This is a genomic window from Streptomyces venetus (assembly GCF_039540295.1).
Lineage (GTDB): Bacteria > Actinomycetota > Actinomycetes > Streptomycetales > Streptomycetaceae > Streptomyces > Streptomyces venetus.
This window is the reverse complement of record NZ_BAABET010000004.1, coordinates 237395-254950: the sequence shown is the minus strand read 5'-3', so window position 1 is coordinate 254950 and position 17556 is coordinate 237395. Positions and strand designations below refer to the sequence as shown.

Annotated in this window: 15 protein-coding genes and 1 pseudogene; 15 read left to right on the top strand and 1 reads right to left on the bottom strand. The window is 72.2% G+C overall.

The window, feature by feature from the left end:
• Positions 1 to 8: 8 nt before the first annotated feature.
• From ABEA82_RS14930 to ABEA82_RS14860, 15 genes are all read left to right on the top strand, one after another.
• Positions 9 to 2030 carry a beta-galactosidase gene (locus ABEA82_RS14930; RefSeq protein ID WP_345661941.1) on the top strand — a complete coding sequence of 674 codons (2022 nt, stop codon included), beginning with the start codon at positions 9 to 11 and terminating at the stop codon, positions 2028 to 2030.
• A gap of 112 nt (positions 2031 to 2142) precedes the next feature.
• A complete protein-coding gene (locus ABEA82_RS14925) occupies positions 2143 to 3702 on the top strand; it encodes a glycoside hydrolase family 53 protein (protein ID WP_345661940.1) in 1560 nt (519 codons plus the stop codon).
• 207 nt (positions 3703 to 3909) lie between these two features.
• The gene (locus ABEA82_RS14920; protein ID WP_345661939.1) at positions 3910 to 4167 is read left to right on the top strand and encodes an ArsR family transcriptional regulator; all 258 of its coding nucleotides are present in this window, start codon (positions 3910 to 3912) and stop codon (positions 4165 to 4167) included.
• 48 nt (positions 4168 to 4215) lie between these two features.
• Positions 4216 to 5175: an SMP-30/gluconolactonase/LRE family protein gene (locus tag ABEA82_RS14915; RefSeq protein ID WP_345661938.1), complete on the top strand. Its 960-nt coding sequence runs from the start codon at positions 4216 to 4218 to the stop codon at positions 5173 to 5175.
• A 215-nt stretch (positions 5176 to 5390) separates the two neighbouring features.
• On the top strand, positions 5391 to 5846 hold the full coding sequence (gene crcB, locus ABEA82_RS14910) for a fluoride efflux transporter CrcB (protein ID WP_345661937.1): 456 nt from the start codon (positions 5391 to 5393) through the stop codon (positions 5844 to 5846).
• Positions 5843 to 6223: a DUF190 domain-containing protein gene (locus ABEA82_RS14905; protein ID WP_345661936.1), complete on the top strand. Its 381-nt coding sequence runs from the start codon at positions 5843 to 5845 to the stop codon at positions 6221 to 6223. Before crcB (ABEA82_RS14910) ends, ABEA82_RS14905 begins: the two co-directional genes overlap by 4 nt.
• A complete protein-coding gene (crcB, locus tag ABEA82_RS14900) occupies positions 6220 to 6567 on the top strand; it encodes a fluoride efflux transporter CrcB (protein WP_345661935.1) in 348 nt (115 codons plus the stop codon). The genes ABEA82_RS14905 and crcB (ABEA82_RS14900) overlap by 4 nt, the downstream gene beginning before the upstream one ends.
• Before the next feature lie 124 nt (positions 6568 to 6691).
• Positions 6692 to 7528, top strand: coding sequence for an undecaprenyl-diphosphate phosphatase (locus ABEA82_RS14895; RefSeq protein WP_345661934.1), 837 nt, complete (start codon positions 6692 to 6694; stop codon positions 7526 to 7528).
• Positions 7529 to 7714: 186 nt separating this feature from the next.
• Positions 7715 to 8392 (top strand): FadR/GntR family transcriptional regulator, encoded by a 678-nt coding sequence (locus ABEA82_RS14890; protein WP_039931813.1) that lies wholly within the window; start codon positions 7715 to 7717, stop codon positions 8390 to 8392.
• On the top strand, positions 8389 to 9831 hold the full coding sequence (locus ABEA82_RS14885) for an amino acid permease (RefSeq protein WP_345661933.1): 1443 nt from the start codon (positions 8389 to 8391) through the stop codon (positions 9829 to 9831). The genes ABEA82_RS14890 and ABEA82_RS14885 overlap by 4 nt, the downstream gene beginning before the upstream one ends.
• A 32-nt stretch (positions 9832 to 9863) precedes the next feature.
• Entirely contained in the window at positions 9864 to 10880 is a 1017-nt protein-coding gene (locus ABEA82_RS14880; RefSeq protein ID WP_345662355.1) for an asparaginase, read from the top strand.
• A 126-nt stretch (positions 10881 to 11006) separates the two neighbouring features.
• On the top strand, positions 11007 to 12419 hold the full coding sequence (aspA, locus tag ABEA82_RS14875) for an aspartate ammonia-lyase (RefSeq protein ID WP_345661932.1): 1413 nt from the start codon (positions 11007 to 11009) through the stop codon (positions 12417 to 12419).
• 36 nt (positions 12420 to 12455) lie between these two features.
• Positions 12456 to 13388, top strand: coding sequence for a glutaminase (locus ABEA82_RS14870; RefSeq protein WP_345661931.1), 933 nt, complete (start codon positions 12456 to 12458; stop codon positions 13386 to 13388).
• Between the two features lie 389 nt (positions 13389 to 13777).
• Entirely contained in the window at positions 13778 to 15172 is a 1395-nt protein-coding gene (gene mptB / locus ABEA82_RS14865; protein WP_425588520.1) for a polyprenol phosphomannose-dependent alpha 1,6 mannosyltransferase MptB, read from the top strand.
• Complete coding sequence (locus ABEA82_RS14860; protein ID WP_345661929.1) at positions 15169 to 16551, top strand: glycosyltransferase 87 family protein; 1383 nt, start codon at positions 15169 to 15171, stop codon at positions 16549 to 16551. Before mptB ends, ABEA82_RS14860 begins: the two co-directional genes overlap by 4 nt.
• A 59-nt stretch (positions 16552 to 16610) precedes the next feature.
• Here the strand turns inward: ABEA82_RS14860 and ABEA82_RS14855 are convergent.
• Positions 16611 to 17375, bottom strand: a pseudogene (locus ABEA82_RS14855) (D-alanyl-D-alanine carboxypeptidase family protein); the annotation flags it as partial.
• Between the last annotated feature and the right edge of the window lie 181 nt (positions 17376 to 17556).

Below are 17556 nucleotides of genomic sequence, written 5' to 3'. Positions count from 1 at the left end.
GACCATCCATGCCGGAGACCACCCCCAGGGGCCTCACCAGGCTCGCCTTCGGCGGGGACTACAACCCCGAGCAGTGGCCGGAGAGCGTCTGGCAGGAGGACGTCCGGCTGATGCGGGAGGCCGGCGTCACCATGGTCAGCGTCGGGATCTTCTCCTGGGCGCTGCTGGAGCCCTCGCCCGGGGCGTACGACTTCGGCTGGCTCGACCGGCTCCTGGACCTGCTGCACGAGAACGGCATCCGCGTCGACCTCGGCACCCCGACCGTGTGCCCGCCGGTGTGGTTCTACCGCGCCCACCCCGAGGCCCTGCCCGTGACGGCCGACGGCGCGCGCCACGAGTTCGGCTCCCGCGCGGCGATCTGCCACAGCAACACCGACTACCGCACGGCCGCCGCCGGCATCACCACCGCGCTCGCCGAGCGCTACGGCGACCACCCGGCCCTGGCCATGTGGCACGTGCACAACGAGTACGGCGTCCCCGTCTCGGCCTGCTACTGCGACTCCTGCGCCGCCCACTTCCGCCGCTGGCTCGCGACGACGTACGGCACGGTCGACGCCGTCAACGAGGCCTGGGGCACGGCCTTCTGGGGGCAGCGCTACACGGACCTCGAGCAGATCAACCCGCCGCGTCTGAGCCCCACCGTCGGCAACCCGGGCCAGGCCCTGGACTACAAGCGGTTCGCCGACGCCACCATGCGCGAGAACTTCCGGACGGAGCGGGACATCCTGCACCGCCTCTCACCCGGCGTCCCGGTCACCACCAATTTCATGACGGCCCTCAGCCAGTGCGACTCCGTCGACTACTGGGCCTGGGGCCGCGAGGTCGACATCGTCACCAACGACCATTACCTGATCACCGACGGCCGCCGCACCCACGTCAACCTCGCGATGGCCGCCGACCTCACCCGCTCCGTCGCCGGCGGAGCCCCCTGGCTGCTGCTGGAGCACTCCACCTCGGGCGTCAACTGGCAGCCCCGCAACCCCGCCAAGGCCCCCGGCCAGATGGCCCGCAACTCCCTCACCCATGTGGCGCGCGGCTCCGAGGGCGCCATGTTCTTCCAGTGGCGTCAGTCCCGGCGCGGCGCCGAGAAGTTCCACTCGGCGATGCTCCCGCACGGCGGCACCGACACCCGGGTGTGGCGCGAGGTCGTCGAGCTCGGCGCGTCCGTCGAGGCGCTGGGCGAGATCCGCGGCACCCGCACCGAGGCCGACGTGGCCGTGCTGTGGGACTGGAACTCCTGGTGGGCGCAGAACCTCGACTGGCGCCCCAGCGAGGACCACGACGCCCGGGAGCGCGCCGACGCCTTCTACGAGGCCCTCTACGACCGCCACCTCACCGTCGACTTCGCCCACCCGGAAGCCGACTTGTCGAGATATCCCCTTGTCGTCGTACCGGCCCTGTACCTGATGACCGAGGCCGCCGGGGACAACCTCAAGGCCTACGTCGAGAGCGGCGGCACCCTGGTCGTCTCGTACTTCTCCGGCATCGTCGACGAGCACGACGCCGTCCACGAGGGCGCCTGTCCCGGCCCGCTCCGGGACGTCCTCGGCCTCACGGTGGAGGAGTTCTCACCGCTGCTGCCCGGCGAACGGGTGCGTGTCACCGGCCCCGACGGCTCCGGGCTGGACGCCGACGTGTGGACGGAGTTCGTGGTGCCGCGCGGCGCCGAGACGGTCCTCACGTACGCCGACGGGCTGACCGCCGGCCGGCCCGCCGTCACCCGGCACCGTCTCGGCGAGGGCACCGCCTGGTACGTCTCCACCCGGCTCGCCGCCGACGGCCTCGACGCGCTGCTCGGCATGGCCGGCGAGGACGCGCGGCTGGCCCCGCGCGCCGACCTGCCCCGGGACGTCGAAGTGGTGCGCCGCACCGGCGCGTCGGGCACGTACCTGTTCGCCGTCAACCACACGGCATCCGAGGTCAAGGTGCCGCTGGAGGTCTCCGGCACCGAGCTGCTGACCGGTGAGCGCCCCGCGGGACGGCTGGCGGTCCCCGCCGGAGCCGTCCGGGTCGTCCGGCTCGACGGCTGAACCGACTCCCTCCGCCCGCGCGAGCCACGAGCCGCGGGCGGAGGGCCCGCCCCTCGCCTGCCTCCTGGCGAGGGGCGCCACCACCCCCACGTCGAAGGGACGACGGACGACGATGTTCCATCCCAGACGCACGCTCCGGGCCCTGCTGCTCCCGCTCGCCGCGGGGCTCGCCCTCACCGCCCTGCCCGCCCGGACCGCCCATGCCGCGAGCACCCTCGCCAACGGCGGCTTCGAGACCGGCGGCGCCGGCGCGGCCACGCCGGCCGGCTGGTCCGAGTACGGCGACACCGGCGCCTCGTTCACCGAGTCCGGTGGCCACGGCGGGAGCTACCGCCTGAGCCACTGGGCCGCCACCGCCTACAAGGTGGAGACGTACCAGTACCTGTCCGGACTGGCCAACGGCAGCTACAAGCTCACCGCCTGGGTGCGCTCGGGCGGCGGCCAGAAGTCCGCGTACCTGGCGCTGAAGAACTGCGGCGGCGCCGAGCAGCGCACCGACCTGCCGGTCTCGGCCGGTGGGTGGCTCAGGATCGTCGTGCCGGTCGTCGTGACCGGCAACCAGTGCACGATCAGCGTCAACAGTGACGCGAACGCGGGCAACTGGATCAACGTCGACGACCTGACCTTCACGCCGGGCACCTCCGGTACGTCGGTCAAGGGCGCCGACATCTCCTCCCTGGCCAAGAGCGAGGCCAAGGGCGGCGTCTACCGGAACGGCTCCGGCACGGCCGGGGACGCCCTGGCGATCCTCAAGTCGTCCGGCATGAACTACGCCCGCCTCAAGGTCTGGGTGAACCCGGCCGACGGCTACAACGACAAGGCCCGCGTCCTGGCCGTGGCCAAACGCGTCAAGGCGCAGGGCATGAAGCTGCTGGTGGACTTCCACTACTCGGACTTCTGGGCCGACCCCGGCCGCCAGGACAAGCCCGCCGCCTGGGCCGGACACTCCTACGGTCAGCTCAGGACGGACGTGTACAACCACACGTACGACGTGCTGAACGCCCTGAAGGCGCAGGGCACCACCGCCGACATGGTCCAGGTCGGCAACGAGATCAACGGCGGCATGCTGTGGAACGAGGGATCGACGTCCGACTGGACGCGGCTGGCCGGTCTGCTCAACTCCGGCTACGACGCGGTCAAGGCGGTCAACTCGGCCACCACCGTCGCGCTGCACCTCGCCGAGGGCGGTGACCTGGACGGCACCCGCTGGTGGTTCGACAACGCCCGCTCCCACGGAGTGAAGTTCGACGCCATCGGCCTGTCGTACTACGGCTACTGGCACGGTACCCTGGCCGACTTCCAGACGACAATCGACGACGCGGCCACCCGCTACGGCAAACCGGTCTTCGTCGCCGAGACCGCCTACCCGTTCCGCCTGGACAGCGAGGACGCGCACCAGAACATCATCGACACCGGTGACGAACTGGTCGCCGGCTACCCGGCGAGCGTGGCCGGCCAGACCCGGTGGATGAACGACGTGGCGAGCATCGTGGAGGCCGTACCGGGCGGCCGCGGCCTCGGCGTCTTCTACTGGGAGGCGACCTGGACCGCTGTGGACGGCAACGGCTGGGATCCGACCGACGCCGCCTCCGGCAACGCCTGGGAGAACCAGGCGCTGTTCGGCTACGACGACCGGGCGCTCTCCTCGACGTCCTGGTTCCGCCACCGCTGACCCGACGGGGGGAGGGGCCCGGCCGCACCCACGCGGCCGGGCCCTTGCCCGTTCCCGCACGCAGCGCCCCGAACACGACGAACTCCCGCATGAGCAGGGGAGTTCGGTATCGGTCAAGGACACGGAGTGCCGGACGCGGCGGCCTGGACTGCGAGACAGTGGGAAGACGCGGTCATGAGGACGAGAGCCGCGAGGCAGGGGTGCGACATGCTGAGGACTCCCACCGACGAGACGCGGCTGCGCATCCTGGCCTGGATGAAGGAACCCGGACCCGCCGCGCACGGCGTCACCGCGGACGCCGTCGCCGAGCGGTTCTCCCTGCCCTGCCCGGTCGCCGTCACCCACCTCAGGCTGCTCGAGGCCACCGGCATGCTGCGCACCAGCCGCTCCGCGGGCCGCGTGCACTACCACCGCGACGAGATGCGGATCGCCGAGGTCGCCCGGATGTTTGAGAAGGGCTGGTAGGCGACCCGGTACGGCGGTATCTCCCCCGACCTGAAGGGCACACGCGTGATGGACCGTCCCACGGCACTCGTCCCACGCCACTACATCGCGCTGGGCCACGGCCCGGAGGACGTGGTCGCCGACCCGCGCGGCCGCGTCCTGACCGGGCTGGCCGACGGCCGCATCGTGCGCCTGGACGGCCTGACCGACCCGGTCGCGGCCCGCTCCGAGGTGGTCGCCGAGACCGGCGGCAGGCCGCTCGGACTCGAACTCCTCCCGGACGGCGCCCTGCTGGTGTGCGACGCCGAACGCGGACTCCTGCGCGTCGACACCGGCGACGGCTCGGTCCGTGTCCTCGCCGACTCGGTGGCGGGGGAGAAGCTGCGGTTCTGCAGCAACGTCGTGTCCCTCTCCGACGGCAGCGTGTACTTCACCGTCTCCAGCCGCCGCCACCCCCTGGACCACTGGATCGGCGACATCGTCGAGCACACCGGGACGGGACGGCTGCTGCGTCTCGCCCCCGGCGACGACACGCCCGAGGTGGTGCTGGACGGCCTCCAGTTCGCCAACGGGCTCGCCGCCGGTTCCGGCGAGTCGTTCCTCGTCGTCGCCGAGACCGGTGCCCGCCGGCTGACCCGGTACTGGCTGACCGGTCCGAAGGCCGGCCGCGGCGAGCCCTTCGCCCAGAACCTCCCGGGGATGCCCGACAACCTCTGGCGCGGTGCCCCGGACGGACCGGTCTGGGTCGCGCTGGCCGGTCCCCGCGTACCGGCCCTCGATCTGCTCCACCGTGGGACGCCCGCGGTCCGCCGCGCCGCCGCCCGCGCGGCCGTGCACGCCCCGTTCCGCCCGACCGGCACGGTCGCCGTCCTGGCCTTCGACGACGAGGGCCGTGTCGTCCACCACCTGGCGCGGCGCCGCTCCGGCTACCGCATGGTCACCAGCGTCTGCGAGGCCGGCGGGCACCTGGTGCTGGGCAGCCTCTGGGAGCGGGGCGTGGCGGTCTGCGAACCACCCGCCCCGAAGTGACCCGGACACCCACGCGGCGGTGACCCGAGCAGCCTCCCGGAGTGACCCCGTCACGCCCCCGGGGTTAATCTGAACCCCGGCCGCGACTCCCCCTCGCGGCGCGGCGGTGGGGCCCGCCGTACCCGAACCGCGGCGAGGACGCCGCCAACGGTCCCTACTTGCGACGGCACGCGCCCGGACCGTCCCGGGCTCCGGCGAGTAGGAGACGTACCCCCGTGAAAGCCCCCGAGAGCCTCCGCGCCCATGCCCCCACCCGGCGTCCGCCGTCCTGGCGCGCCCAGGTGCCCGTCGTCGCCGTCGTGGCGCTCGGCGGGGGAGCGGGGGCCGCCGCCCGCTACGCGGCCTCCCTCCGGTGGCCCGCGCCCGCCGGCGGCTTTCCCTGGACGGTCTTCTGGGTGAACATCGCCGGCTGCGCCGTGATCGGCGTGTTCATGGTGGTCATCACGGAGGTCAGGACCGCCCACCCCCTCGTCCGCCCCTTCTTCGGCACCGGTGTACTCGGCGGCTTCACCACCTTCTCGACCTACGCCGTCGACATCCGAAGGCTGATCGACGGCGGTCACACGGCCACCGGTCTGGCCTACCTCGCGGCGACCCCGCCGGCGGCACTCGCGGCGGTGTGGCTCGCGGCCCGGACGACCCGCCGCATCCTGGAACGGAGGCAGCCATGACGAGGCTGACCGGCAGCGCGCTGCGCCTGACCGTCTTCGTCGGCGAGAGCGACACCTGGCACCACAAGCCCCTCTACTCGGAGATCGTCCACCGGGCCCACGCCGCGGGCCTCGCGGGCGCCAGCGTCTTCCGCGGCGTCGAGGGCTTCGGCGCGTCCTCCCTGATCCACACCTCGCGGCTGCTCTCCCTGAGCGAGGATCTGCCGGTGGCCGTGGTGATCGTCGACACCGAGCCGCGCGTCCGTGCCTTCCTGCCGCAGCTGGACGAAATCGTCACCGAGGGGCTGGTGACCCTCGACGACTGCGAGGTCATCCGGTACACCGGCCGGAACGACATGACCGGCGAAACGGATCCGAAGGGTAAGAAGTCGTTGTGAACTGGCTCCTGGTCATCGGCGGCGCGATGGTCGGTGCCCCGCTCCGCTACCTCACCGACCGGGCGGTCCAGTCCCGGCACGACTCGGTCTTCCCCTGGGGCACCTTCACGGTGAACGTCTCCGGCTGCCTGGTCCTCGGTCTGCTCACCGGAGCCGCCACGCACCTCCAGCTGCTGCTCGGCACCGGTCTGTGCGGCGCCCTGACGACGTACTCGACGTTCTCCTACGAGACGCTGCGGCTGGCGGAGACGGGGGCCCGGCTGCACGCCGCCGTCAACGTGGCGGCGAGTGTGGCGGCCGGCCTCGCGGCGGCGTTCGCGGGGGCCGCGCTCGCGCGGGTGTGAGGTGGGCGGGTGAGGCGTGCGGGCGATCCGCGTGGGTGAGGCGTGTAGGTGAGATCCGTCCTCGTCCGGGTGTAGTAAGACTGTCCCCTCCGCTCCCGCCGCCCCCCGTACAGAACTGGATCCCATGAGCGTCATCAACGTCGGTCAGGCCGTCGTCCTCGGAGCCGTCGAGGGGGTGACCGAGTTCCTGCCCGTCTCCTCCACCGGCCATCTGAAGATCGCCGAGGGGCTCATGGGCATCCCCGTCGACGATCACGCCGTGGTCGGGTTCTCGGCCGTCATCCAGGTCGGCGCGATCGCCGCGGTGCTCGTGTACTTCTTCAAGGACATCGTGCGCATCGTCTCCGCCTGGGGGAGGGGCCTGCGCGACCGCGAGGAGCGGTACCACCACGACTACAAGTTCGCCTGGTGGGTCATCTACGCGACCATCCCGATCGTCGTCGTCGGACTCGCCGCGAAACCGCTCATCCAGGGCCCGCTCGCGTCGCTGTGGGTGGTGGCCGGCTCGCTGATCGCCGGCAGCGGGGTGATGTGGGCGGCGGACCGGCTGGGCCGGCACAAGCGCGGCGAGGACGACACCTCGTTCAAGGACGCGATGCTCGTGGGCAGCTCCCAGATCCTCGCCCTGCTGTTCCCCGGGTTCTCGCGCTCCGGCGCCACCATGTCCACCGCGCTGATGCTCGACCTGGACCGTGTCGCCGCCACCCGGCTCTCCTTCTTCCTCGGCATCCCCGCCCTGACCGGAGCCGGGCTCTACGAACTCAAGGACGCCCTGGGCACCGGTGTGGGCGCGGCCCCGCTGGTGGTGGGCACGCTCGTCTCCTTCGTCGTGGCCTACGGCTCGATCGCCTGGCTGCTGAAGTTCGTCGCCAAGCACTCCTTCAACGCCTTCGTGATCTACCGGATCGCCGTCGGAGTGCTGCTGTTCGGCCTGCTCGGGACGGGTGTGCTCAACAGCTGACCGTCCACGCCGGTCCAGCCCGCCGACCGGACGAGCCAGGGGGCCGGGAGCCTGAACGCAGGCTTCCGGCCCCCTGAACGTTTCGTTTCGGCCTCTTGACAGGTGCCTCCCGCGCCCCGCAGGATCGCCACCGTGAACCTGTCAGACAGCCGGACAGCCGGACAGCCTGTGCGTCGCGTCAGTGCCATGGAAGCGGTGCTGGCGCACCTGCGCGGTGCGATCGAACGAGGCGAGTACGCCATCGGCGACAAGCTCCCCTCCGAGGCGGAGCTGTGCCGGACCCTCGAGGTCTCCAGGCCCGTGCTGCGCGAGGCGTTGCGGGCCCTGCAGACCATGGGCCTGACCGTCTCCCGGACCGGCAAGGGCACCTTCGTCGTGGCCAGCACCGTCGAGGACCCCACCTTCGGCGACTACTCGGCCAGCGACCTGCTGGAGGTGCGCCGCCACGTCGAGATCCCGGTCGCCGGGTACGCGGCCCGCCGCCGCACCCCGGAGAACCTCGACCACCTGGCCCACCTCCTGGACCGGATGGAACGCGAGACGGACACCACCGCGTGGGTCGCCATGGACACGCTGTTCCACCTCGCCGTGGCCGAGGCCGCGCAGAACCCGGTGTTCCGCCGGGTCATCGAGGAGATCCGGGACGCGCTGGCCCGCCAGTCGGCCTTCCTCAACGAGCTGGGCGGGCGCCGCGAGCAGTCCAACCGCGAGCACCGCGCGATCGTCGAGGCGCTGATCGACGGTTCCGAGAACGACGCGGTGGAGGCCATGGCACACCACCTCGACCGCGTCGAGACGACCCTCACCGACATCGTGCGTTCTTCGCGCACGGACACCCCCACGGAAGGCGGACCCGAGGCGTGAGCGAGCAGTCCCTGCACGATGACGTGCAGAAACGTATCGGCCATGTCGACGCCGGAGACGCGGGCTACAGCAAGTCCCTGAAGTCACGGCACGTCAACATGATCGCCATCGGCGGTGCCATCGGCACCGGCCTGTTCCTCGGTGCCGGCGGCCGTCTCGCCGAAGCCGGGCCGTCCCTCTTCATCGCCTACGCGGTCTGCGGCCTCTTCGCCTTCCTCGTCGTGCGCGCCCTCGGCGAACTCGTGCTGTACCGGCCCTCCTCCGGCGCCTTCGTCTCCTACGCACGCGAGTTCATGGGGGAGAAGGGCGCCTACACCGCGGGCTGGATGTACTTCCTCAACTGGGCGACCACCGGCATCGCAGACATCACCGCCGTCGCCACCTACACCCACTACTGGGGCATGTTCTCCGACATCCCGCAGTGGGTGATCGCGCTGATCGCGCTGGCCGTCGTGCTCACCGTGAACCTGATCTCGGTGAAGATCTTCGGCGAGCTGGAGTTCTGGTTCGCGATCATCAAGGTCGGCGCGCTCGTCGTCTTCATGTGCATCGGCATCTTCCTGCTGGTCACCCAGCACCCCGTCGACGGACACACGCCCGGCCCGTCCCTCATCGGCGACAACGGCGGCGTCTTCCCGCAGGGCCTGCTGCCCATGCTGCTGATCACCCAGGGCGTCGTCTTCGCCTACGCCTCCGTCGAGCTGGTCGGCGTCGCCGCCGGCGAGACGGAGAGCCCCGAGAAGATCATGCCGAAGGCGATCAACTCGATCATGTGGCGTGTCGGGGTCTTCTACGTCGGTTCGGTCGTGCTGCTGTCGATGCTGCTGCCGTGGAACAAGTACACCGCCGGCGAGAGCCCCTTCGTGACGGTGCTGTCCAACATCGGCGTCCCGGCGGCGGGCGGCGTGATGAACCTCGTCGTCCTCACCGCCGCCATGTCCTCCCTCAACTCCGGCCTCTACTCCACCGGCCGCATCCTGCGCTCCATGGCCATGGCCGGATCCGCGCCGAAGTTCACCTCCGTGATGAGCCGCAGCCAGGTCCCCTACGGCGGCATCCTGCTCACCAGCGGCATCTGCGTCCTGGGCGTCGGCCTCAACTTCGTCGTGCCCGCGGAGGCGTTCGAGATCGTGCTGAACTTCGCCGCGATCGGCATCCTCGCCACCTGGGGCATGATCATGATCTGTCACCTCCTCTTCTGGCAGAAGACCCAGAAGGGCGAGCTGACCCGCCCGGGCTACCGGCTGCCGGGCTCCCCCTGGACCGAGATCGTGACGCTGGCGTTCCTCGCCTCCGTCCTGGTCCTCATGTACGCCGACGGCGGCGCGGGACGCACCACGGTGCTGTGCCTGCCGCTGATCGTCGGGGCACTGGTCGCCGGATGGTTCGGCATCCGCGGCCGTGTCGCGCGCAAGTCCACCACCGGAGCCGGCGCGTGACCGACGCGCCGCTCCCCGAGAAGCAGGCAGTGATGTTCAGCAGTTCCCTTGCGGACGCACCCCTTGTCCGTGAACCCGTCCACGCCCCCGTCGCCCACCTCGTACGCGGCGGAATCGTCGAAGGCATCCACTACGGCTCCGTCGTCGTCCTCGGCGCCGACGGAGAGGTCCAGCTCCAGATCGGAGACATCGAGGCCGCCTTCTATCCGCGCTCCGCGCTCAAGCCCGTCCAGGCCGTGGCCATGGTACGGGCCGGGCTGCCGCTCGACGGCGAGCTGCTGTCGCTGACCGCGGCCAGCCACTCCGGCGAGGACCGCCACCTCGCCGGTGCCCGGCGCATCCTCGACCTCGCCGGGCTCGCCGAGGAGCAACTGCGCAACGTTCCGGACATGCCGTTCGACCCGGTCGTGCGGGACGCCTGGGTGCGTGAGGGCCGGCTGCCCTCACGGCTCGCCCAGAACTGCTCCGGCAAGCACGCGGCCATGCTCTACACCTGCGCCCTCAACGGCTGGCCGCTGGAGGACTACCTCGACCCCGGCCACCCGCTCCAGCAGGCCATCGCCGAGATCGTCGAGGACCTCACCGGGCAGCGCATCGCCCGGGTCACCGTCGACGGCTGCGGCGCGCCCCTGTTCTCCATCTCGCTGCACGGCCTCGCCCGCGCCACCGGCCGGATCGCCGCCGTGGCGACGGGCACGCCCGAGGCCCGGGCCCGGGACGCGGTGCGCGAGCACGCCGAGATGGCTTCCGGCTCCGGCCGGGACGTCGCCGCGTTGATGCGGGCCGTGCCGGGGCTGTTGTCCAAGGACGGCTTCGAGGGCGTGCAGGTCGCCGCGCTGCCCGACGGGCGGGCCGTCGCGGTGAAGATCGCCGATGGGGCGAACCGGGCGCGTGTGCCGGTGGCCGCCGCCGCGCTGGCCCGGGCGGGTGTCGACCCGGACCTGCTCACCGAGTTCGCGGGTGAGCCGCTGCTCGGGGGAGGCGAGCCGGTGGGGTCCGTGCGGGTGGTGCGTGCCCTGGATCCTCTTCCGGTGACGGCCGGCAGGTAGTTCCGGGCCGCCATCCGACGGGGGGCTGCGGGCGTCGCCGGTCCGCGGACCGTATGTGGTTGACCGCGCAGTTCCCCGCGCCCCTGAAGGGGCGCTCACCCACCCCTGACCTCAGAAAGTGCTCTTATGACCGCCGCCACCCGTTCCGAACACGACCTGCTCGGTGACCGTGACGTTCCCGCCGACGCGTACTGGGGCGTCCACACCCTGCGCGCCACGGAGAACTTCCCCATCACGGGCACGCCCATCTCCGCCTACCCGCACCTGATCGACGCCCTGGCCGCCGTGAAGGAGGCCGCCGCCCTCGCCAACGAGGAACTCGGCCTGCTGGGCCCGAAGAAGGCCGCCGCCATCGTCGCGGCCTGCCAGGAGATCCGCGACGGCGCGCTGCACGACCAGTTCGTGGTCGACGTCGTGCAGGGCGGCGCCGGCACCTCCACCAACATGAACGCCAACGAGGTCGTGGCGAACCGGGCGCTGGAACTGCTGGGCCACGCCAAGGGCGAGTACCACCACCTGCATCCCAACGAGGACGTCAACCTCGGCCAGTCCACCAACGACGTCTACCCGACCGCCGTCAAGATCGCGACGGTCTTCGCGGTGCGCGGCCTGCTCAAGGCGATGTCCGCGCTCCAGGACTCCTTCGCCCGCAAGGCGGTCGAGTTCCGCGACGTGCTCAAGATGGGCCGGACCCAGCTCCAGGACGCCGTCCCCATGACGCTCGGCCAGGAGTTCTCGGCTTACGCCGTCATGATCGACGAGGACCGGTCCCGTCTCGCCGAGGCCGTCGAGCTGATCCACGAGATCAACCTGGGCGCCACGGCGATCGGCACCGGCCTCAACGCCCCCGCCGGGTACGCCGAGGCGGCCCGCCGCCACCTCGCCGCGATCACCGGTCTGCCCCTGGTGACGGCGGCGAACCTGGTCGAGGCGACCCAGGACTGCGGGGCGTTCGTGCAGATGTCGGGCGTGCTCAAGCGGATCGCGGTCAAGCTGTCCAAGAGCTGCAACGACCTGCGGCTGCTGTCCTCGGGCCCGAGGGCCGGGCTCGGCGAGATCAACCTGCCGCCCGTGCAGGCCGGTTCGTCGATCATGCCGGGCAAGGTCAACCCGGTGATCCCGGAGGTGGTCAACCAGGTGGCCTTCGAGGTCATCGGCAACGACGTCACCATCACCATGGCCGCCGAGGCCGGACAGCTCCAGCTCAACGCCTTCGAGCCGATCATCCTGCACTCCCTGTCCGAGTCCCTCACCCACCTGCGTGCCGCCTGCCTCACGCTCGCGGAGCGCTGTGTGGACGGCATCACCGCCAACACCGAGGCCCTGCGTGCCACGGTCGAGAACTCCATCGGCCTGGTCACCGCCCTGAACCCGCACATCGGCTACACGGCCGCCACCGACATCGCCAAGGAGGCCCTCGCCACCGGCCGGGGAGTCGCCGAACTCGTCCTGGAGAAGGGCCTGCTGCCCGCCGACACCCTCGCCGGCCTGCTGCGCCCCGAGGTCCTGGCGGGCAGCGGTACGGCGCCGGCGGTCTGAGCCACGCGAGCGCACCGGGACCGGCCCGGAGAGAGAATGGTGATCATGACGTCGCCGACGACCTTCCAGCCGGTCCTGGAGCGCATCGCCGAGGAGATCGAGCGAACCCCCGGCCGCGGCCGGCCCGCCGACTACATCCCGGCGCTCGCCGCCCGCGACCCGCGCAGCTTCGGCATGGCCGTCGCCGAACCGGACGGCACGGTGTACGGCGTGGGGGACTGGCGGCAGCCGTTCTCCGCGCAGTCCATCACCAAGGTCTTCACCCTCGCCCTGGACCTGGCCCGCGAGGGCGACGCCCTGTGGGAACACGTGGGCCGCGAGCCCAGCGGCAACCCCTTCAACTCCCTGGTCCAGCTGGAGTACGAGAACGGTATCCCGCGCAACCCGTTCATCAACGCGGGCGCTCTCGTGGTCACCGACCGGCTGCACACCCGGACCGGCGACGCCTCGGGCGAACTGCTGGCGTTCCTGCGGGCGGAGAGCGGCAACCAGGACCTGACCTTCGACGAGGAGGTCGCCGCTTCCGAGACGGCCCACGGCGACCGCAACGCCGCCCTCGGCCATTTCATGGCCGCCTACGGCAACATCGACAACCCGGTGCCGGTCCTGCTCGACCAGTACTTCCGCCAGTGCTCCGTCACGGCGTCCTGCGCCGATCTCGCCCTGGCCACGACCGTCCTGGCCCGCCACGGCATCCGCGCCGACGGCACCCGCCTGCTCACCCGCAGCCAGGCCAAGCAGATCAACGCGATCATGCTGACCTGCGGGACGTACGACGCGGCGGGCGACTTCGCCTACCGGGTCGGCCTGCCCGGCAAGAGCGGCGTGGGCGGCGGCATCATCGCGGTCGTCCCGGGCCGCTGCACGCTCTGCGTGTGGAGCCCGGGCCTGGACGAACGGGGCAACTCGGTGGCAGGCGTCGCGGCCCTGGACCGATTCACGACCCTGACAGGCCTCTCGGTGTTTTGACCGCCCCAAGGGCGCACAGAGAACCGCGCGACAAGCCCCCACCTTCAGGGACGCGGGGAACTACGCGACAAGCCCCCACCTTCAGGGGCGCGGGGAACTGCGCGAAGTGCCCCCACGGGCCCGCGGCCGGGGTCGCACCTTCAGGGGCGCGGGGAACTGCGCGAAGTGCCCCCACCCGCCCGCGGCCGGGCTCACACCCTCAGGGGCGCGGGGAACTGCGCGACCAGCCACGACGCACCCGCACCCTGCGAACCACCACACCCGCCGGACGGGACGCAGCCCGCACGCACCGCACCTGATCACCGGCCGGTCACTCCACCGCTTCGTCCCGGAACCCACCGCGTCAACTTCCAGCCACCCGGCACAGAAACTCTGACCGAGTGTTGGCCATGGCTCCCTTCGTCGATCTCCGCCGCTGCCAGATCCTGGGTCTGGCCGGCACCACCTTCCTCGCGGCGGGCGGTGAGACGGCCGGAGCCCTGCCCGTGAGGGACCTCCTCCACCCGGCCTCCGCCCGTGCCGCCCTCGGACTGGTCGGGGTCTACTTCGGCCTCGTCCTGCTGATCGCGGCCTGGGCCCTGCTGGGCCGCCTGGTCCGCGGACCGAGACCGCCCACGCCCCGCGCCCTCCTGACGGTTCTCGCGGTCTGGGCCGCCCCCCTGCTGGTCGCTCCGCCGCTCTTCAGCCGGGACGTCTACAGCTACCTGGCCCAGGGGGCGATGGTCGAGGCGCACATGGACGTGTACGCGCACGGCCCGTCCCAGCTCGGCGGCCCGCTCGCCGACGAGGTCGCACCCCTCTGGCAGCACACCGGCGCCCCGTACGGCCCGGTCTTCCTCGCCGTCGCCGCGGCACTGTCGGGTCTGACCCGTGGTCAACTGCCCGCCGGGCTGCTCGGGATGCGACTCGTCGCGCTCGCGGGCGTGGCCCTGATGGCCGCCGCGCTGCCCCGCCTCGCCCGCCACAGCGGCGCCGACCCGTCCGCCGCGCTGTGGCTGGGCGCCCTCAACCCGCTCGTCCTGCTGCACCTGGTCGCGGGCGCCCACAACGACGCCGTCATGCTGGGCCTGCTCGGCGTCGGCCTGGTGGCCGCGCTCGGCCGGTGGCCGGTCCTCGGAGCCGTCCTCGTCACGCTCGCCGCCCTGGTCAAGGCGCCCGCCGCGCTCGGGCTGGCCGCCGTCGTCGTCCTCCAGGTCCGCGCCGGGCGCGGACCGGCGAGGGCCGTCCTGACCACCGCCGTCGCCGCGGCGGGGACGACCGTCGCGGCCACGGCCGTGGCCGGTACCGGCTACGGCTGGATAGCCGCCCTGAACACGCCCGTCTCGCCCCAGAACTGGGCCCTGACCACCCTGCTCGGCCGCGCAACCCGGGCCCTGTTGCACCACCTCGGCAGCGATCTCGCGCCCCTGGCGATCCCCGCCTGGCACACCCTCGGCGTCGCGGCGGCCGTCGTCGCGGTCGCGCTGATCTGGATCCGGCTGCGCCCACGACCGGTGTACGCCCTCGGCCTGAGTCTGGCGACGGTGGCCGCCCTCGGCCCGGCGATCCGCCCCTGGTACGCCCTGTGGGGGCTGTTCCTCATCGCCGCCGCCGCGCCCAGCACCTCCGTACGCCACCGTATGGCGGCCGTGACCGGCGTGCTCGCGCTCTGCGTCCTGCCCAGCGGCGGCCCGCCGGACACGGGGCAACTCGTGCTGGCCGTCTGTGGCGGCGCCCTCGCGGCCGTCGTGCTGTGGCAGGCCCACCAGGCCGAACTGGCTCCGGCGCTGGGTCGCACGGCATGACCCCGGCCCTGCGCCGCACCGACCGGGGACGCCTGCTGCTGGTGCTCGTCCTCGCCGCGGTGGTCACCGTCTTCACGGTGACCGTGCCCCTGCTGCGCGACTGGTTCGATCTGCGCGTCTACTACGGAAGCGTCGACAACTGGGTCCACCACGGCGGTCGTATCTACGACTACCGGGTGCCGGGCACGGCGTACGGCTTCACCTATCCGCCGTTCGCCGCCGTCGTCATGCTGCCGATGGCCCTGCTGGACCTGCGCACCGCCATCGCGGCCGCCCTGCTGCTCAACCTGGCGGCCCTCGCCGTGGTGCTGCGTCTGCTCGCGGGTCCGTCCTGGCGGCGCCACGGCTGGTACGGCTGGGCCCTGGCCGCCTGCCTGCTCGCCCTGTTCGAACCGCTCCGCGACACCTTCAGCTTCGGCCAGGTGAACCTGCTGCTCCTCGCCCTGGTGCTCACCGACGCGACGCTGCTGGCGGGCGGACGCACCCGCTGGGCGGGCATCGGCATCGGACTCGCGGCCGCGATCAAGCTCACCCCGGCGCTGTTCATCGGTCTGCTGCTGGTGGCCGGACGACGGCGCGCGGCGGCCCTCGCCACGGCCGTCGCCCTCGCGGCCACCGCGGTCGCGGCCCTGGTGGACCCCGACGCCTCGCGCTTCTACTGGACCGAGGCGCTGTGGGACACCAACCGCGTGGGCCACCTCGGCTACGTCTCGAACCAGTCGGTGCAGGGCATCCTGGCGCGTCTGGGGGAAACGGACCGAGCGGTGTGGGCGTCCGTGGTGCTGCTGGTCCTCGCCGCGTGGGCGCTGCGGGCCCGCCGGGCGGCCGACGCGGGGGACTGGACGGCCGCGTTCGCCCTGACCGGCCTCGCGGCCTGCCTCGTCAGCCCGATCACCTGGGTGCACCACCTCGTGTGGCTGCTGCCGTCCTTCGCCGTGCTGATCCGTGCCGGGCGCCTCCGGGTCGCGGGCGCGCTGTACGCGGTGCTGTGCACCAGTGTGGTGTGGCTGTGGTTCGACGACGCGTCCGGCGTCGGGGGGTTCCTGGGCAGCAACACCTACGCCTGGATCACCCTGGGCCTGCTGTTGTGGCTGCCGGTCGGTCACCCCCGCCCGGACCGGCGGACCGGAAGCCGCAGCACCAGCACCACGATGGTGACGCCCAGCCCGGTGGCGCCCGCGATCAGTCCCGCGTCCGTCCAGCCGGCGCCGGCCTCCTCCGGCACCGCGGCCGCGGCGGCCGGTGTCTGCGCCGACGGACTCGGGGCGGGCCGCCAGGCGTCGAGCGAACCCACCGGGTCGACCCGCCCGGCGGCTCCGAAGCCCCAGTCGAGCAGCGAGCGGGCCTCCTCGTACACGGTCGATCCGCCGCCCTCCTGAGGGTTCATCACCGTCACGACGAGGGTGCGCCCGTCCCGGCGCGCCGCCGCCACGAGTGTGTTGCCCGCATGGGTGGTGTAGCCGTTCTTGATGCCGATCAGCCCGCGGTACGGCTTCACGCCGGGGGCGCCGCTCAGCAGCCGGTTGGTGTTGCGGATCGGGTACGACCAGCCGCCACCGGCCGGGAACCTGGCCTCGACCGTGGCGCAGTACTGCGCGAAGGCCGGGTCGCGCAGCCCCACCCGGCCGAAGACCGCCAGGTCGAACGCCGAGGACACCTGGCCCGGTGCGTCGTAGCCGTCGGGTGACACCACGCGCGTGTCGAGGGCGCCCAGGGACCGGGCCTTGGCCTGCATGCGCCGGGCGGTGGTCCGCCAGCCGCCGCCCAGCTCGGCCAGCACGTGCACGGCGTCGTTGCCGGAGTTGAGGAAGACTCCCCGCCACAGGTCGGCGACCCGGTAGGTACGGCCCTCGGTGATCCCGACGAGGCTGCTGCCGTCACCGATGCCGAGGAGTTCGTCCTCGCGGACCGTGTGCCGGGCGCCCGCCGGCAGTTCGGGCAGGACGGTGACGGCGAACAGGGTCTTCAGGGTGCTGGCCGGGGGCAGCCTGCGGTGCGCGTTGTGCGCGGCGAGCACCACTCCGGTGCGCGCGTCGGCCACCAGCCAGGACAGCGCGGAGACCCGCGGGACGCGCGGTGCGCCGGTGCGTGGGCGGACATGGACGCCGGGCCGGTGCAGCAGCAAGGGGTGCGGGGCCGCCGCCCGGGGCCCGGCCGGCGGACTGGGCTCCGCCCTGCCGCGACCGGCCGCCGCGGCCGGCATGAGGGTCAGCAGCCCCGTCGCACACAGCACACCCGCTGACACGGCAACCCGGGAAGAGAATCCGAGGATCATATGATCAACGTAGGAACAGACTCGTTCCGCACCGCGTCAACGGGGCCGAGAACCAGGCGCGAACACCCGTATGCCACACGTGCGGCCCCCGCAGGGCGGCCTCATCGCG

Bases quoted from the DNA above. Each gene is read 5' to 3' on its own strand.
- ABEA82_RS14930 (WP_345661941.1), top strand. From the start codon at position 9: ATGCCGGAGACCACCCCCAGGGGCCTCACCAGGCTCGCCTTCGGCGGG.
- ABEA82_RS14925 (WP_345661940.1), top strand. From the start codon at position 2,143: ATGTTCCATCCCAGACGCACGCTCCGGGCCCTGCTGCTCCCGCTCGCC.
- ABEA82_RS14920 (WP_345661939.1), top strand. From the start codon at position 3,910: ATGCTGAGGACTCCCACCGACGAGACGCGGCTGCGCATCCTGGCCTGG.
- ABEA82_RS14915 (WP_345661938.1), top strand. From the start codon at position 4,216: ATGGACCGTCCCACGGCACTCGTCCCACGCCACTACATCGCGCTGGGC.
- ABEA82_RS14905 (WP_345661936.1), top strand. From the start codon at position 5,843: ATGACGAGGCTGACCGGCAGCGCGCTGCGCCTGACCGTCTTCGTCGGC.
- ABEA82_RS14895 (WP_345661934.1), top strand. From the start codon at position 6,692: ATGAGCGTCATCAACGTCGGTCAGGCCGTCGTCCTCGGAGCCGTCGAG.
- ABEA82_RS14890 (WP_039931813.1), top strand. From the start codon at position 7,715: ATGGAAGCGGTGCTGGCGCACCTGCGCGGTGCGATCGAACGAGGCGAG.
- ABEA82_RS14880 (WP_345662355.1), top strand. From the start codon at position 9,864: ATGTTCAGCAGTTCCCTTGCGGACGCACCCCTTGTCCGTGAACCCGTC.
- aspA (WP_345661932.1), top strand. From the start codon at position 11,007: ATGACCGCCGCCACCCGTTCCGAACACGACCTGCTCGGTGACCGTGAC.
- ABEA82_RS14870 (WP_345661931.1), top strand. From the start codon at position 12,456: ATGGTGATCATGACGTCGCCGACGACCTTCCAGCCGGTCCTGGAGCGC.
- mptB (WP_425588520.1), top strand. From the start codon at position 13,778: ATGGCTCCCTTCGTCGATCTCCGCCGCTGCCAGATCCTGGGTCTGGCC.
- ABEA82_RS14860 (WP_345661929.1), top strand. From the start codon at position 15,169: ATGACCCCGGCCCTGCGCCGCACCGACCGGGGACGCCTGCTGCTGGTG.